Source organism: Marinomonas sp. G8-14, from assembly GCF_055808935.1.
Genome location: NZ_CM147891.1, coordinates 3674343 through 3689027 on the forward strand (window position 1 = coordinate 3674343; position 14685 = coordinate 3689027).

Below are 14685 nucleotides of genomic sequence, written 5' to 3' on the forward strand. Positions count from 1 at the left end.
AGTCCAACCGTCCAAGACCGACTTAAGAAGCCATCACCCAGTCAGTCGCTTCTTTCTTACGCTTGAATACCTTGATATCCGCCGAGATAAACCAACTTATGACGCGAATGAGTCTATTTTGCCAACGACTCTTTCCATAGATGGCAATACGATTAAACTCACCACCGAGTCGTTGGCTTAATAAAAACTCCTCCCACGCGCTTTTTATACTCCAGCCTTCGAATTCACTAATATCGACTAGCAACACCGCGTAAGGGGAATGGATAGAATAAATCGCCGCCTCTAACTGAGGCATAATGCGTTCAAAATCGAGGCTCGCTTGGGTGGCCTGATGTTTTCATGTTAAGTAACAGCTTGTCGTTATAACGCGCTGCCTTTAGCGAAACACCGCTTTTGTAGTTAGACATAACTCGCTCCTGAATCACTTTTAATTGATACGAATACTGTAAAGCAAAGCGGTCTGTATGAAAGTTGATTAACTCAGCATAGATGGTCAACAAGCGGTGTAGAATTTGTGTTTTTTGTCATGACTGTCAGTAAAGGCAATAGAAAAAGGGGGGACTTAAGGTGCCTATCTCAAAATTGAAATTGGTTAACAGATAAACAATTATTCATTACATCTGTTTTGTGTTCTTATTGAATTTTTGAAAGCATTAATCACAACAATAAGAATAGGAATTCATCATGAATGCGAGACAGAGTGTATGGTTTACTGGGTTGCTGACCACGGCAATCCTGGCGGCCATTGCGTTGACAATTCAGCTCATGCTAACCATTAGTTTGCCAACGGTTATCAGTTTGATATTGGTTTGGCTGCTTACCGCCGTCGCCATATTGGCGATTGCCATCGGCCAGAAAAAAGGTCGTCAGCAAGATCAAATGTTGCAATCTATCAGGGACACACTGGCTAAGCATTCTGCCATTCATTCTCAGTTTAGCTTGCAGACAAATGCAGATGACTTTCCACGTTGGGTCGATCGTGTCCTTCACGAGTTAACACAGCCAAAACAAGAAGAAGGGTCTGTCACGGAACGAAATACCGTATTGCAGAGTCACATTGATGCGCTGAGTCAGATTACCAATCAACAAGAACAAGATCTGTCTGATATTCTTGAGCGCCGCCAACACAGTGCTCCGCTGATTCAAGGCGTTGCTGCCAACACTGAAATTATCGCTCAACAAGTCGGTACTCTGGTAAACGATGCCAATCAAGGTCAGCGCAATTTGCAATTAGCTGAAAATGTCCTGCAAGAGCTTACTCAGCAAGTGTCCTCGACAGCGGATGTGATCAACCAGCTGTCGAACAATTCGACGCAAATCTCATCTGTACTCGATGTGATTCGTAGTATTGCAGACCAAACGAATTTGTTGGCGCTGAATGCCGCTATTGAAGCCGCGCGGGCAGGCGAGCAAGGCCGAGGTTTCGCTGTTGTCGCCGATGAAGTACGTAACCTTGCTAGCAAAACTCAACAATCCACCCAAGACATTCAAGCCATGATCGAAAGCCTGCAAAAGGGCGTGACACAAGCGGTAAACAACATCGACGGCAGCGTTCAATCGGTACAAAATACCGTCGAACTCACTAAAAAAGCCGGTGAATCTCTGGTTGAAATTTGTACCAAAGTACATGGTATTAACCAACTGGTTAAGGAAAATTCTGCCAAACAAATTAACATTGGCAAATTGGCTGTGGAAGTGAACGAACGATTAAAACACCTCAATGAACGAACCCTCGAAGCAAAAGCGCTATCAACTCAGCTTCAAGAGACCATTGGATAACACTAAGTAGGCGTCGAAAGAATAAAAAAGAGGTGGGCTAATTGGCCTCTTTTTTTGCTTGGCGCTTGCATCGTTCAGAACAGTATTTCACTTGCGACCAATCACGCTCCCATTTCTTACGCCACGCAAATGGACGCTGGCAGACCAGGCAAATCTTTTCGGGTAAATGAGGTTTTTTGTGTGTCATTGCCTTGTTTACGTATTTAACAGCAGATTGGATCATTTTTAATGATTGGCAAATTGCTAAATCGGGGGCTGATGAAAATAATGCTGTTCACGAGGCCGAGCCTGAGCGTTTAATATTCATCTGCCCCTAATTAACCTAAAACGAATAGAGTACAGAGACAGAGGTTTCTGTGCTGATTTTTTTCGTATCAACAGGCACATCCGTCGAATGTTTGACTCGGTAAGACAGTTTCATCGCAAGGTTGTCGACTATGTTTGCTTGCAGCGATGAAGTGGACTCTGAGATTGAGTTGCCATTTTCGGTACTGATTTCTGTGTTTAGCTCCTGTTTAAACAACGACGTTTTAGAAAGGTGTTCTTCGTAGGTTGCACTGAATCGTGCTATCGGCGTCCGTTCTGAAGAGTCTGTTGTGTAGTCTTCGTCGATCTTATTATTTCGATAACCGACACCCACCGACGCTTCTAAATAAGAACCATCTTTTTCTTGCCAGAATCGATTACCGTAACCGGTTGATGCTGAACTCTGGTATTCATAGCCTGAGAACAAATCCTTATTATAAGCGCCCCGTAAGTACCAAAATTGACGATCGTTAAAGATGTAATCGGCTTGGACCGAACCACGATATTGCTCCTCTGTTTTAGTGTCGTCGGATTCGGCATAAATGGAAGCAAAGGTATAAGTGTGACGCCAAGTTTTTAGCTGTTGGATAATGTTGAACTTACTATTGAGGTTGGTGGTGTCGCTGTTACCGGATGTTAATAACACACCTAATTCGGCAGAGCCTTGCCAAGATTTGTCGGTCTTATTCTGAGGGTTCGTTTCTGCCGCGTAGGCCACTTGGGTCGCAAATATGGCCAACAAGGGTAATTGGTATCTGTTTTTCATTGGAGTTTCTCTATATTTATCGGCCATTAAAATGAGGTATGGTTAACGGCATTTGTTATTTCATTGATGTCATACACACCGATGAGCAACAATACATCCAAGTGTGTATGGTTCGTGTGGCTACTTCTGGTGAGCAGCAAACACGTTAAAAACTAACATTCTTACGAAAGCAACTCGGCTACCTAGTTGTTTCTGCAATTTTTATTCATTCTTCAGAGTGCGTAAATAGGGGGCAGATGTTGAGGTATCCCCACAAAATTGTAAATTAGGATTTGATGAAAAGAGTGTAAATAGCCGGCATTCAAGGGAGGAGGCTGATTTTTTGGTCATGAGAGTATTTTGGATGTTTTGCTGTTGAAGCTAAGATTTTCGCTAGATTTCACCATTTTGCTAAGAAAATGGTAACGCTTCACTACTTTTTAGTGTTTTTTAGATGTGATGGAGAGGACGTCTGCGACAGGTATAAAAAAGTCCGTGTCTTTCGATACAGGCTTCTTTATCCTATGTCCGCAGGTGAAAACTTTCGCTAAACCAGTCCCACGGCTCGCATTTACTAAGATAAATAGCTTGGATGAAAACGTCAAACACATATTCTATTGTCTATTAGTTTTCGACTTCGAAGGTACTTTGTACGCCTCATTCTCGTTCATTCCAGTTCCTGCCGTCACAAGTAAAGGTTCTTCGACTTTTGCTGCTAGCAGCTAAGTAATTAAAAAGAAGTTAAACGCCTCATTAGTTTGCTTTATAGATTTGTGATCAATGTTTCTTACAGTCAGCCGGCTTGCATCGTCCTCACAATTGTTTAGAGGAGTGTTTTCTTCGAGGTATTCTCGCCAATAGCCATCGGTACTTAAGTGTAGCTCGTCTGTTTGCTCTAATGCGAAGCTTAAAAAATCAGGTTGCTGAAAGCGCCGAGCTTTTAATGATCGAGTGAGTAAATGCGGATTGTGTAACTCGTTTGGTATAGCCGTTACTTGGTGCTGACTTATTAGATTATGTGGTTTGTTAATCCATTGGACTTCGTGGTTTGTTGAGGTGCCAATACAACAGTCACCGAGCCAGACAATATTTCCTTCTAGCGTATTTAGGTTTATTTCGACAAGACAAAAGCTGGCGACTTCGCATAGAAAGTTTTGTCTTTTTAGCGTTCTATGTTTTTCTTTTAAAAGTCGAGTTGTTTCGGGTTCTGAATGGAGGTCAGGATTATCTAGGAAAGTATGGGCCAGTATCGTTACCCAATGCTCTGAAAAAGCACTTGGGTTGGTGCCTTTCTCGGCAGCATCCACTATAACGACGACAAGTTTGTTACTTCTTATACCTACCGCGATAGCATCGTTATTGCTCTGGCGTGTATTCCCTTGTCGGCTAAACCAATCAATATCCATATTACGTGCCTTATTATGAAATGGCCTTTAAACGATGGTAGATGATGTCTTCTCGGTCTGGACTGCCTTCTGCTGTGCTTTGTACTGCGTAATCAAAGTCGCTAACTGTCATTAATGTCTGAATCTCTTGGGCTATGTAGGCCTTAACTTCTTCTGGTGCGTTTCGGATTTCAGCAGCTAGGCTTTCTCTACCATCAATTAGATTGAGAAGGTCTTCGATATCTTGGCTTGCTAATGGGTCTTGATTACCTCGGCCTTTGTAGGCTTCAAGCTTGGTTGCAACAAAAGCGATAGGGTTAACCACTTTGATCGAGAGCTTTTCGTCTAAGGCATAATCGATGGCAGATTCCATTGCGTATTTGTACCAACGATTACTAAAGCCAAGAATTGCCTCGTCGTCGGGCATAATATCTACTCGTAGATCACCTAGCTTCATTGCGCAAATAGGCCAATTTTCCTCAGTGAGAGGTGTTTCTTTGAAACCATTTGATTGTAGTTGAGCTTTTAATTGGTTGTATTCGACATAGCCGATGACGCTAACAATCAGATCTACATCTTCGGTATGTCTAACTTGCTCAACGGTAAATTCATCCGTGATCAGCAATGCTGTTGTGCAGCCGCCGACAAAGGTGACCATTTCCCTAAGCTCCTCTAATGCTAAGGCGACTTGCTTCAGCATTTCTTTTTGGACGTCTCTTGCGCTCATTGCTTACTCCAAAAAAGACTTTAGCTTGTCCTTTGCTATGTTGGCTTCCCGCGCATTGCCCAATCGTATGGAGTCGATTAAGGCGAGCATGGCATACATGTCTGGATCTTTTCTTATAGCTCGAGTGACGGACTTAAATAAAGGCTCAACAGCTTGCCCTTTATTTGTACCTCTTGCATCTGGCCACACAGGAATAAGCTCTCCCGAACTGATAATATCGTTTTGTAAAATAGGCGCGGCGAAGGATGTTCCTATACCTCTAGTGACTTCACCGAGTTTGGCAGGAAAAACATACTTAATGCCTGAAACAATAAACTCAAATAGGGCTTTTTTATTAGCCCTTGGCACGCCAAATTGTCGATCTTTTTTAGCTAAGCCAATGTCTATGCAGCGTCTTAGTGATTCGCTGATCTGAGTTTTGCTTATGCCTGTTTCTGCTTCAAGGTTACGAGTGGTGTAGGCAAAATTACGAAATTCACTGCTTACTGTTGGGAAGAGTAACGGCTGACCAATGTCATCGCTATGGCTTTCCCAGTCTCGCCAGTCGTGAGGCCATGTGAATATACCTCTGTCTTGTGAGGACGAGTTTTCTTGGTGTTGGAGAGAGATGAGCTTTAATAGTAAACCTATATCTTGACTTTTCATCGTATTATAAAACCTCTTGTCCTGTGTCTCGGGACACAGGACAAGCGTCATGCATATTAATACAGATTGCAAGCGCTTTTTCTTGGTATAAAAACTTAGCCTGAACTAAGCCTTCTGCAAAGTACATCCACCAGATGAAGAACTAGGTTGAACGCGCACAGCCACCCAGCCAGACATGGCATTGGTGAATGACAAATTTAAAGAAGAGGTTGAAACATCAAAGGGCAGGCGCGAGAGATTTTTTATATCTGCTGGTCTAAAGCCCAAGCTAATACCTCAAAAATTTTCTCATCTGTACATTGCGCCACATTGAATCGAAGATAGTCATGGGCATTCAGAGATTGGCTAAAAACATTGCTAGGGGCGAGCACGACCCCTTTACTCAGACAGTCACGGGCTAGTTGAGTGGCGTTTTTACCTGTGGGTAATTGGCACCATAAAAACATACCGTCTTTCGGTTGAATCCAAGGCTGAATACCTAAGTTGATCAGCTTCTTCGTTGTGCTTTGTCGTTGTTTAGCAAGCCAGTGATGAAGTTTTTCCATGTGTTTACGATAGCCACTATCTGTCAGTGTTTGTAAAACGATTTCACTATCGAAGCGATTGCCACTGAATGATGTGGCGATTTTTAAGTCCACCAATTGCTCTATCCAATCTTGCTTTGCGGCAATGTAGCCACAGCGTATTGAAGCGGATACCGTTTTGGAAAAACTACCAATTTCAATGACTTGATCTAGACCATCTAAGGCCGCTAAACGTGGTGAACGAATGGTTTCTAAGTCGGCAAAAATATCATCTTCAACAATAACCAGTTCTGATGCTTGAGCGAGTGTGAGTAATTTATGGGCAACATGTGGCGCTAAATGAGCCCCTGTGGGGTTATGGACACCTGAATTGGTGAGATAGAGCCTAGGGTTGTGGTCTTTTATTGCTTGCGCGAAACGCTCTAAGTCAGGCCCACTGGGCGTATAGGGAATCCCAATAATCTTGACTCTATGGGCTTTTAATAAAGCGTGAAAGTTAAAGTAGCAGGGATCGTCGACCAGCACGGTATCGCCTGGTGACAGCAGAAAGCGACCAATTAAATCAATGGCATGAGTCCCAGACTCAGTGAGCATAATCTGTTCAGCAGAGACCTCAATATTATGGCTCAACATCCGACGTTGTAAGAAATGACGAAACGCTTGAGAGCCTTTCGGAGGCGCATATTCGGTTAAATCTAAGGAATGAGTTCTGGCAAGATTTCGCAGCGCGCGCTTTATACCTGATTGATAGAACCATTCAGAGGGAAGCCAGCCACAGCCTGGCATAAGTGAACCTGCTGTTGATTCCAACGATTCTCGTGAGACCCATAACGGGTCGATCTCCCGCGCTACTTTAGGGCCAATATGAGTGAGGTTTAAGGGCGCAATAGGGCCAGAGGTATAAAAGCCTGCTCCGGGACGAGACACAATACAACCTTCTGCTACGAGGCGATCGTAAGCTTCGACCACAGTAGAGATCGAAACCTGCATGGCTTTCGCCTGTGCACGGACTGAAGGTAAACGCGTATTGGGCAAGTAGGCCCGCGACGCGATTTTTGACTCAATATCCTTCATGACCGATTCAATTAATGTGCCTGCGCGAGCCATACTCTTCCTCAATTTTCAAATTGTATTGCCAATATAACCATAACAGTTTTTTTAAATTGTGTCGGTCTGTATCTCCTCTTATCGCCATTTTTTCGGTTTTATAGGGCCATTGTTTTTAGGGAGTAATGATATGAAACAGGCAACACAAGGTTGGCTTAGTGGCTTCGTGGGTGTAGTGACTTTTGCTGGTTCGCTACCGGCAACACGCATCGCGCTGCAAGGCTTTGATCCTACTTTCTTGACGGTGGCTCGCGCTTCGATTGCTGGAATATTAGGTTTATTGTTTTTACTGCTACTCAAACAACCACGCCCTAACGCCTCGCAAATTGCAACGCTCTTACTGAGTGCAATGGGAGTCGTGGTTGGCTTTCCTTTGCTGACGGCGTTTGCACTGCAATACGTTACCTCTGCGCATTGTGTGGTGTTTGTGGGCGTGCTTCCCATCTGTACGGCATTGTTTGCCGTGCTAAGAGGAGGAGAGCGCCCTAGCTGGCCGTTTTGGCTCTTTTCATTGGTGGGAGCGGCCTTAGTGATGGGCTATGCAGCCCTGGGTGTGGGTGAAGTTTCATTAATAGGGGATGGTTTGATGCTGGCGGCGATTGTTGCCTGCGGCATGGGGTATGCGGAAGGCGCACGCTTATCTCGGGTATTGGGCGGATGGCAGGTGATCTGCTGGTCTTTAGTCGTGTCTTTGCCCGTCATGCTGCCCTTACTGTATGTTTTATGGCCCAGCTCATTCGCTTCGGTAACGACATCAGCATGGCTGGGGCTGGGCTATGTCTCTCTTTTTAGCATGCTGTTTGGCTTTATCTTCTGGTATAGAGGGCTGGCGCTCGGCGGCATTGCGGCGGTGAGCCAGTTGCAATTAATTCAACCATTTATAGGATTTTTACTGGCGGCTTGGCTACTACAAGAAAGCATCAGTTTAACCATGCTGTGGGTGACACTGGCAGCCGTTTTGTGTGTGGTGGGAGCGAAGAAATTTTGTTAATGGGCAAATTAAAATTGGCGACATTGAGCTTAATTTTTATCAGACCTCAATTGCTCTGAAATGATTAATACTTAAAAAAAACTTTAGGCGGTACTCCCATCATGCGAGTTACCATCGCACTAAAAATGCTAGGTGACGAGTAACCTAACTCGTAAGCCATTTGATTTATAGGCATTTTTTGTGCGGCCAGTGCGAGAGCATTTGCCAAAATGACCTGTTGTCGCCATTGGCTAAAACTAATGCCTAATTGATTTTGAAACAGTCTTGATGCCGTACTCAAACTTACCCCGCTATGTTGGCATAATGATTTCAAGCTAATGCTTGGAGAGGGTGAGTCTAGAAAGGTATGGCAAAGTGTCTTTAGTCTTTTTTCTTTGGGAAGTACAACGCCAAGCGACAAGGGACGCGCCCGTCTCAACTCTCCCCAAATCAATGTGCAAATAGCCAAGTACTCTTTATTAATAAAATCCTCTTCAGTATTTTCACTCAACTTCACAATGAGTTCATGCAATAAAGGGCTTACTTCAAATGCTTGGCAGGTATTCCATACCTCGGGACTCATTAATTCAGAATCGGCTTCTTCACGGGAGATAAGATAAACAGAAAATAATTTTGCATGCTCTAACAAGGTGGCAGCATGTTCCATATTAGGGGGAATCCATAATCCATGATTGGGGGGAACGAGGTGTGTGCTATCCGACGTAGAAACTTTTGTGATACCAGCATCAGAGAAGACGAGTTGCCCCCAAGTATGATGATGTGGCGTGACGTCCACTGAGAAGCTCATTGAACGAGCCTTTACCCGTATTGGCTTATCAGCAGAGGGCTTAAAGCGTTCCGCCTCTTGTCTAACATCTCGTACACGTGACTTTGACATAGTCTCAATACCTTTTGACATTCCTTCGACATTCTTTCATCGCACTTCTTGATACAAATATAACAGAGGCCAGCTCTTGAGGCTGTGACCTAGTATGAAATTTTCATGTATCTCTACAAGGAGAAGAGAATGCCAGCCAGTGAACATAGGACAGAGCAAAAGGGATTTATAGGAGATGATTCTAATCACCAAATCATATTAACGCTTATCCTCGGCAGTATTCTTCCATTATTGGACTCTACAGCGTTAGGTATCGCGATTCCTGCGCTAAGCGATGCCTTTGCTTCTTCCGTGCAAGCGCTACAAAAAGTGGTTACCTTATACGGTATCGCTGCCGCGGTGACAGTGCCTCTTTGTGCTTGGGGAATGAAGCGATATAACAATAAATCTGTGTGGTTATTGGGGCTGATTCTATTTTTATTGGCCTCTGTGGCTTGTGCTACAGCAGGGTCACTAAATCTATTGGTGACTTATCGTATATTTCAGGGGGTGGGGGCAGGAATTCTGATGGCCACCATGCAGCCTGTATTATTGAATGCTGTGGGTCGGGAACAGTTTAAGGCTGCAATGGCTTCAGTGGCTATTCCCGCTGTTATTGTTCCTATTTTAGGCCCATTAGTAGCGGGGTTTATTGTAAATTCTGTCAGTTGGAAATGGATTTTCTTGTTAAATATTCCTATCTCCCTTTTTGCCATACTCTTAGCATGGTGTTACCTACCAAATAGTACCAGCGATAAACGGACAAAATTAGATATACAAGGCTATCTACTATTTGCTTGTGGCTTAGCCACAGTGATCTATGGGCTTTCTGAAGTGAGTTCTGAGAGTTTGGACATTCTTAGCGTTTCGGCTCTGGGCTTAGTTGTTCTGAGTTTGAGTCTGATTGGTTATTATGTTCACTATGCGCTGACTAAGTCATTCCCCATTTTAGATGTACGGCTTTTTCGTATTCCGCCGTTTAGAAACACGGCCCTGTTACTTTTTCTTAGTAGCTTAGTTTTTTATTCTAGTTTATTTATTTTACCGTCCATTTTTATCGAGCGTTACGGGTACTCCACGTTGGGTGCAAGTGCGATGTTGGGCGCTAGTGGCTTGGGGGCTCTGCTATCTCGTTCCTATTTGCAAAAGCTCACCTCTCGTTTTTCTACATCAAAGGTTGCAATGATAAGTGTGCTAATCAGCCTGATTGGAACCCTGCCATTATTGTGTGATTCTGCCTTTGATCTAATGCCGTTGATGGTATTGAGTATGCTACTGCGTGGTGCTGGCCTTGGACTAATGACCCTGTTGACCATGACTCATCTATATCATTATGTTCCGGAGGGAAAAACACCAGATACCAGCGCTTGGTCTCGAATACTGACCATTTTGGGAGGAGCCATCGGAACGTCATCAATTGGTTTTTTCTACCAGTGGGAAATGACCACAGCGTCTCATCAAACGGTTGGTGCGCTTGCGGTTGTTACATTGCTTTGCCTCGTACCTGCATTTTCACTAAAAAGGTCAAAGGCTTAGAAAATTGAAATAAGGGGAGAAGGTAATGGATAGGCGAGTGACACCAAGAAAGCGTGGAAGGAAACCGAGTCAGGCAGATTAATTTTTATCTGGCTCCAATTGTTTCAGAAAATGTTTGCAAGGCTAAGATTTTTATTACAAACGACGGTTTCCATCAGAAAATCTTTACACGGCTAGCAACTCACCTGATTATAGACTGTACAGATTGCCAGTGTTTGTCTATAGTTTTTGTGCTGTTACTTAAGGATTGAGGAGCATGTATGCCTAAGGCAAGAAGCCAACAAATTAGTTTATCTTATACTCCCTACTATCACTGTGTTTCGCGTTGTGTCCGCCGTGCATTTTTATGTGGTGAGGATGCCTCAACAGGTCAAAGCTACGAGCATCGCCGTAGCTGGGTTGAGATGCGGCTGCTTTACTTAAGTCGGATATTTGCCATCAAGGTGTGTGCTTATGCTGTTATGAGTAACCATACTCATGTTGTGCTACATGTAGATACAGACACCGCAGCTGGCTGGTCGACCGATGAAATATTAAGCCGTTGGCATCAACTCCACAAAGGTACCATGGTCACCCAGCAATACATGATGAACGGCAATGTCCCTGAGTATCTACAGCCTTTATTGGAAGCGACGGTTGAGACGTATCGACAACGCTTAATGGACATTAGCTGGTTCATGAAAGAGCTAAATGAAAACATTGCTCGCCAGGCAAATCTGGAAGATAAATGCACCGGAAGGTTCTGGGAAGGGCGTTTCAAATCCCAAGCGTTACTCGACGAAGCGGCACTGATCGCCTGCATGGCTTATGTTGACCTTAATCCGGTGAGAGCCAAGATAGATCACACACCTGAAACCTCAGCCTATACCAGTATCAAAAAACGCATCAATGCCGCGAAACACAATCAGCAACCTAAAACACTTTACCCCTTTGTCGGCAATCCAAGAGACAACCAACCAAAAGGACTTCCCTTCAAACTCGAAGACTATCTTGAACTGGTCGACCTAACAGGTCGAATCGTGCGCCAAGATAAGCGTGGTAGTATCGATTTATCCTTAGCGCCCATCCTACAACGACTCAATATTCCTTCCGAAAACTGGATTACCATCGCGATTGAATTTGAGAAACATACCCATGCAGCGGTTGGTACAGAACGGATTCTCTCTAACTACTACCAGAATACAGGCTATAAGCGCCGACCGAAAATAGGTAAAACGAAACAGTTACTCGCCTAGTAACCCCTCACTCTCTTTTCACCCAGTATTGCCTGATTTGGTAAGAGTACAGTACGCCTAAAAATCACTAAATTTCGATAATTTCTACGATATGGATGCTAGCCAAGCTAGAAAAAGCCAGTTCTGTTTAAAACTGGCTAGCTTGTTAGAACTGAGTACTGAATCACTTTTTAAGGTGGGTGGCCTGTTAATGCACACCTAAAAATCACTAAATTTCGATAATTTCTACGATATGGATGCTAGCCAAGCTAGAAAAAGCCAGTTCTGTTTAAAACTGGCTAGCTTGTTAGAACTGAGTACTGAATCACTTTTTAAGGTGGGTGGCCTGTTAATGCACACGCCTAAAAATCACTAAATTTCGATAATTTCTACGATATGGATGCTAGCCAAGCTAGAAAAAGCCAGTTCTGTTTAAAACTGGCTAGCTTGTTAGAACTGAGTACTGAATCACTTTTTAAGGTGGGTGGCCTGTTAATGCACACCTAAAAATCACTAAATTTCGATAATTTCTACGATATGGATGCTAGCCAAGCTAGAAAAAGCCAGTTCTGTTTAAAACTGGCTAGCTTGTTAGAACTGAGTACTGAATCACTTTTTAAGGTGGGTGGCCTGTTAATGGATGACTCGCTTCAAGCCTGGCGTTGCATATCCACTTTGTTCTCTAGTGCTAATCAAAAACCTAAGCATCTAGAGCTTAAACATCGTCAATCTAGCCCAATCACTAATCAGTTTGTCCTTTACAAGAGCCCCACCTAAAGGGCGTCACTCCATCAATCAAAAAGGTAAAAGACGTGCTTCTTTATCTTCGCTTACCGCAGCCAGAGGAGCAAAAGAGCCTTGGTTATTAGTGTCTTCTCTTCCTGTGAACCGTCTTTTTGCGAAGCGTTGCGTCAGAGCATATGAAACGAGAATGCAAATTGAAGAAGGGTTTCGCGATATAAAAAGCAGCCGATTCGGACTAGGATTTGAGTTGAATTTTACATCAAAGATAGAGCGGCTGAGCAACTTAATCCTGCTTACAACTGTCACTGCGCTTCTGCTTGTTTTAATCGGTAAAGTCATAGAACTGGCAGGCTATGCAAAACGCTTTCAGGTGAACACTCTACGTAAGCGAAGAGTTCTGTCACACTTTTACCTTGGGAAACGAGCCATTATGACCCGTTTCCAGATACCAAAAAAGGAATGGCAGGACGGCATAAGGCAACTCGTTCAGCAGCTCGAACAAGGAAGCTATTTATGAGTAAATTCGTGGGGATACCTCAGCATCTGACCCCAATTGTTAAATTTGTCAGTACAAAGATTTCAAAAGCTTAAAAGATGTTTTTTTTGATAATTCAATAATAAATAGTGATAAAGCTAAAGAAAAAAACATAACAAACAGAAACTTAAGATAATTATTTTGCAGCAGTGCAGAAAGTTTATAATCGTCATATATCTTCATAAATAGAAAGTGGCTTGAGAATACAATAGTTGAAGTATAGCGAATATATTTAGAAACGTTATTTGATAAACTAAATCTAGAATTCAAAGCTAATAAAAATATAAATAAAGAAATTAATGGAAGCGATAAGTACATATTAAGATCTTTCCATCCTCCGGCATTATTGATAAATGCAAACTCTATTATATAAGCACAAACAACGAACAAAAACGCAAACATGAACTTATAATTAACCTTAACATCATATACTGAAGTATAAGCCCCTATAACTCCGAGTATTAGCGTGTTCATAAGGCTATTTCTAGGCGAGAAGAAATAATGATTATTGAAATTAATTATTTTATTTATTTGCTCATTGGAAAATATATAGTACGAATCGCCAAAAACCCCTATCATATAAATAACAACCCCAATAACTGCCAGACTCTTTAAACTTCTAATCCCAAAATGTGACAAAAATAAAAGTAATATTATTAGTGAAGGGAAATACCAAAACTGCCATGCACCACCGATGTTGAAGATATTTATATTAAAAATATAATCGAAAATATAACCGATACTGATTTTTTTCTGAACCAGACAATCATATAAAAAGTATATACAAACCCACCCACTCCATAAAATTGCAACTCTCTTAATTTGCTTGTATCTGTCTGTTGTATTTTTTGTAAAAAAGAAGTATGCAGATGCAATTATAAAAAATGGTACAGCAAGTCTAAAAATCAAATTATTTAAGACATGGTTAATTTCTGGTAAGAGATAACCTAAAGGAGACGTGTGCATATACACGACACCAAAAGATAACAACAGCTTTAACAAATCTATCGCAGAATAATTTTTCTCTGAACTCATTAATACACAATCTCCACGATTTAAAAGGTAAATATTATATCTTAGTTATTTGAATGTTTCAGCATAAATCCATCAAATATAAGGAAGCTGCGATTAAGAAGTCCCGATAGATTAAGGAACATGCGATTAAGTCGGTAACATGAGATAATCTCGCCGACTTAAGACAACTACGACGCCTACCGATCATGAACCAGCTTTCCTTGGCCGACACCGAATTTACCAGAAAACGCCGCAAGACTCGCAAAGAACTCTTCCTTGGTCGAATGGATGAATTGATTCCTTGGCAGCAGCTTGAAGCCCAAATTGAACCCTTCTATCCAAAAGCAGGTAACGGGCGTCGCCCATATTCTTTGTCTACCATGTTGCGCATTCACTTCATGCAGTCGTCAGTGACATCATTGTTGATGGTTAGGCTAAACATTGTTTAGTCACCCTGACCCCAAAGAGCTAAAGGGCTGCCACGAACTATCTTTTTTTATGTCTGCTAAAAGGTTAGCTATGGAGTTTCTGGCGAATTTTTCTCTTGTTTCATTTGCCTATATGGGCGTTTTGAGAC

Annotated in this window: 14 protein-coding genes and 1 pseudogene; 6 read left to right on the forward strand and 9 right to left on the reverse strand. The window is 42.6% G+C overall.

Features of this window, described 5'->3' with window-relative positions:
- Nucleotides 1–22 precede the first annotated feature (22 nt).
- Entirely contained in the window at nt 23–298 is a 276-nt protein-coding gene (locus AC0L6V_RS18675; RefSeq protein WP_265220315.1) for a SpoIIAA family protein, read from the reverse strand.
- 386 nt (nt 299–684) lie between these two features.
- Here AC0L6V_RS18675 and AC0L6V_RS18680 point away from each other — a divergent pair, with 386 nt between their 5' ends.
- Nucleotides 685–1779 carry a methyl-accepting chemotaxis protein gene (locus AC0L6V_RS18680; protein ID WP_265219860.1) on the forward strand — a complete coding sequence of 365 codons (1095 nt, stop codon included), beginning with the start codon at nt 685–687 and terminating at the stop codon, nt 1777–1779.
- A 37-nt stretch (nt 1780–1816) separates the two neighbouring features.
- On the opposite strand, the gene AC0L6V_RS18685 is transcribed toward AC0L6V_RS18680, so the two are convergent.
- The 6 genes from AC0L6V_RS18685 to AC0L6V_RS18710 form a co-directional block, all read right to left on the reverse strand.
- Entirely contained in the window at nt 1817–2002 is a 186-nt protein-coding gene (locus tag AC0L6V_RS18685) for a DUF2256 domain-containing protein (protein WP_321160360.1), read from the reverse strand.
- Between the two features lie 99 nt (nt 2003–2101).
- On the reverse strand, nt 2102–2851 hold the full coding sequence (locus AC0L6V_RS18690) for a DUF481 domain-containing protein (RefSeq protein WP_265219862.1): 750 nt from the start codon (nt 2849–2851) through the stop codon (nt 2102–2104).
- A gap of 701 nt (nt 2852–3552) precedes the next feature.
- Complete coding sequence (locus AC0L6V_RS18695; RefSeq protein WP_265219863.1) at nt 3553–4236, reverse strand: hypothetical protein; 684 nt, start codon at nt 4234–4236, stop codon at nt 3553–3555.
- A gap of 13 nt (nt 4237–4249) precedes the next feature.
- Nucleotides 4250–4942 (reverse strand): hypothetical protein, encoded by a 693-nt coding sequence (locus AC0L6V_RS18700; RefSeq protein ID WP_265219864.1) that lies wholly within the window; start codon nt 4940–4942, stop codon nt 4250–4252.
- Nucleotides 4943–4945: 3 nt separating this feature from the next.
- Nucleotides 4946–5587, reverse strand: coding sequence for a hypothetical protein (locus AC0L6V_RS18705; protein ID WP_265219865.1), 642 nt, complete (start codon nt 5585–5587; stop codon nt 4946–4948).
- Nucleotides 5588–5829: 242 nt separating this feature from the next.
- On the reverse strand, nt 5830–7218 hold the full coding sequence (locus AC0L6V_RS18710; RefSeq protein WP_418138497.1) for an aminotransferase-like domain-containing protein: 1389 nt from the start codon (nt 7216–7218) through the stop codon (nt 5830–5832).
- Between the two features lie 130 nt (nt 7219–7348).
- On the opposite strand from AC0L6V_RS18710, the gene AC0L6V_RS18715 reads away from it, so the two are divergent.
- Nucleotides 7349–8209, forward strand: coding sequence for a DMT family transporter (locus AC0L6V_RS18715; RefSeq protein ID WP_265219867.1), 861 nt, complete (start codon nt 7349–7351; stop codon nt 8207–8209).
- Nucleotides 8210–8273: 64 nt separating this feature from the next.
- On the opposite strand, the gene AC0L6V_RS18720 is transcribed toward AC0L6V_RS18715, so the two are convergent.
- Nucleotides 8274–9086 (reverse strand): AraC family transcriptional regulator, encoded by an 813-nt coding sequence (locus AC0L6V_RS18720; protein ID WP_265219868.1) that lies wholly within the window; start codon nt 9084–9086, stop codon nt 8274–8276.
- A gap of 129 nt (nt 9087–9215) precedes the next feature.
- Between AC0L6V_RS18720 and AC0L6V_RS18725 the strand changes: the two genes are divergently transcribed.
- The 3 genes from AC0L6V_RS18725 to AC0L6V_RS18735 all read left to right on the forward strand — a co-directional run bounded on the left by AC0L6V_RS18725 (nt 9216) and on the right by AC0L6V_RS18735 (nt 13076).
- The gene (locus AC0L6V_RS18725) at nt 9216–10601 is read left to right on the forward strand and encodes a DHA2 family efflux MFS transporter permease subunit (RefSeq protein ID WP_409418907.1); all 1386 of its coding nucleotides are present in this window, start codon (nt 9216–9218) and stop codon (nt 10599–10601) included.
- Between the two features lie 260 nt (nt 10602–10861).
- Entirely contained in the window at nt 10862–11836 is a 975-nt protein-coding gene (locus tag AC0L6V_RS18730; protein ID WP_265219871.1) for a transposase, read from the forward strand.
- A gap of 910 nt (nt 11837–12746) precedes the next feature.
- A complete protein-coding gene (locus AC0L6V_RS18735) occupies nt 12747–13076 on the forward strand; it encodes a hypothetical protein (protein ID WP_346433244.1) in 330 nt (109 codons plus the stop codon).
- Between the two features lie 48 nt (nt 13077–13124).
- Here AC0L6V_RS18735 and AC0L6V_RS18740 read toward each other — a convergent pair whose 3' ends face one another.
- Nucleotides 13125–14129 (reverse strand): acyltransferase, encoded by a 1005-nt coding sequence (locus AC0L6V_RS18740; RefSeq protein ID WP_265219873.1) that lies wholly within the window; start codon nt 14127–14129, stop codon nt 13125–13127.
- A 185-nt stretch (nt 14130–14314) separates the two neighbouring features.
- On the opposite strand from AC0L6V_RS18740, the pseudogene AC0L6V_RS18745 reads away from it, so the two are divergent.
- A pseudogene (locus AC0L6V_RS18745) lies at nt 14315–14512 on the forward strand (transposase); the annotation flags it as partial.
- Nucleotides 14513–14685: the final 173 nt, after the last annotated feature.

What these genes read in the sequence shown, in the direction of transcription:
- AC0L6V_RS18680 (WP_265219860.1), top strand. Translation starts at nt 685, where the DNA reads ATGAATGCGAGACAGAGTGTATGGTTTACTGGGTTGCTGACCACGGCA.
- AC0L6V_RS18685 (WP_321160360.1), bottom strand. Translation starts at nt 2,002, where the DNA reads ATGATCCAATCTGCTGTTAAATACGTAAACAAGGCAATGACACACAAA.
- AC0L6V_RS18690 (WP_265219862.1), bottom strand. Translation starts at nt 2,851, where the DNA reads ATGAAAAACAGATACCAATTACCCTTGTTGGCCATATTTGCGACCCAA.
- AC0L6V_RS18695 (WP_265219863.1), bottom strand. Translation starts at nt 4,236, where the DNA reads ATGGATATTGATTGGTTTAGCCGACAAGGGAATACACGCCAGAGCAAT.
- AC0L6V_RS18700 (WP_265219864.1), bottom strand. Translation starts at nt 4,942, where the DNA reads ATGAGCGCAAGAGACGTCCAAAAAGAAATGCTGAAGCAAGTCGCCTTA.
- AC0L6V_RS18705 (WP_265219865.1), bottom strand. Translation starts at nt 5,587, where the DNA reads ATGAAAAGTCAAGATATAGGTTTACTATTAAAGCTCATCTCTCTCCAA.
- AC0L6V_RS18710 (WP_418138497.1), bottom strand. Translation starts at nt 7,218, where the DNA reads ATGGCTCGCGCAGGCACATTAATTGAATCGGTCATGAAGGATATTGAG.
- AC0L6V_RS18715 (WP_265219867.1), top strand. Translation starts at nt 7,349, where the DNA reads ATGAAACAGGCAACACAAGGTTGGCTTAGTGGCTTCGTGGGTGTAGTG.
- AC0L6V_RS18720 (WP_265219868.1), bottom strand. Translation starts at nt 9,086, where the DNA reads ATGTCAAAGTCACGTGTACGAGATGTTAGACAAGAGGCGGAACGCTTT.
- AC0L6V_RS18725 (WP_409418907.1), top strand. Translation starts at nt 9,216, where the DNA reads ATGCCAGCCAGTGAACATAGGACAGAGCAAAAGGGATTTATAGGAGAT.
- AC0L6V_RS18730 (WP_265219871.1), top strand. Translation starts at nt 10,862, where the DNA reads ATGCCTAAGGCAAGAAGCCAACAAATTAGTTTATCTTATACTCCCTAC.
- AC0L6V_RS18735 (WP_346433244.1), top strand. Translation starts at nt 12,747, where the DNA reads ATGCAAATTGAAGAAGGGTTTCGCGATATAAAAAGCAGCCGATTCGGA.
- AC0L6V_RS18740 (WP_265219873.1), bottom strand. Translation starts at nt 14,129, where the DNA reads ATGAGTTCAGAGAAAAATTATTCTGCGATAGATTTGTTAAAGCTGTTG.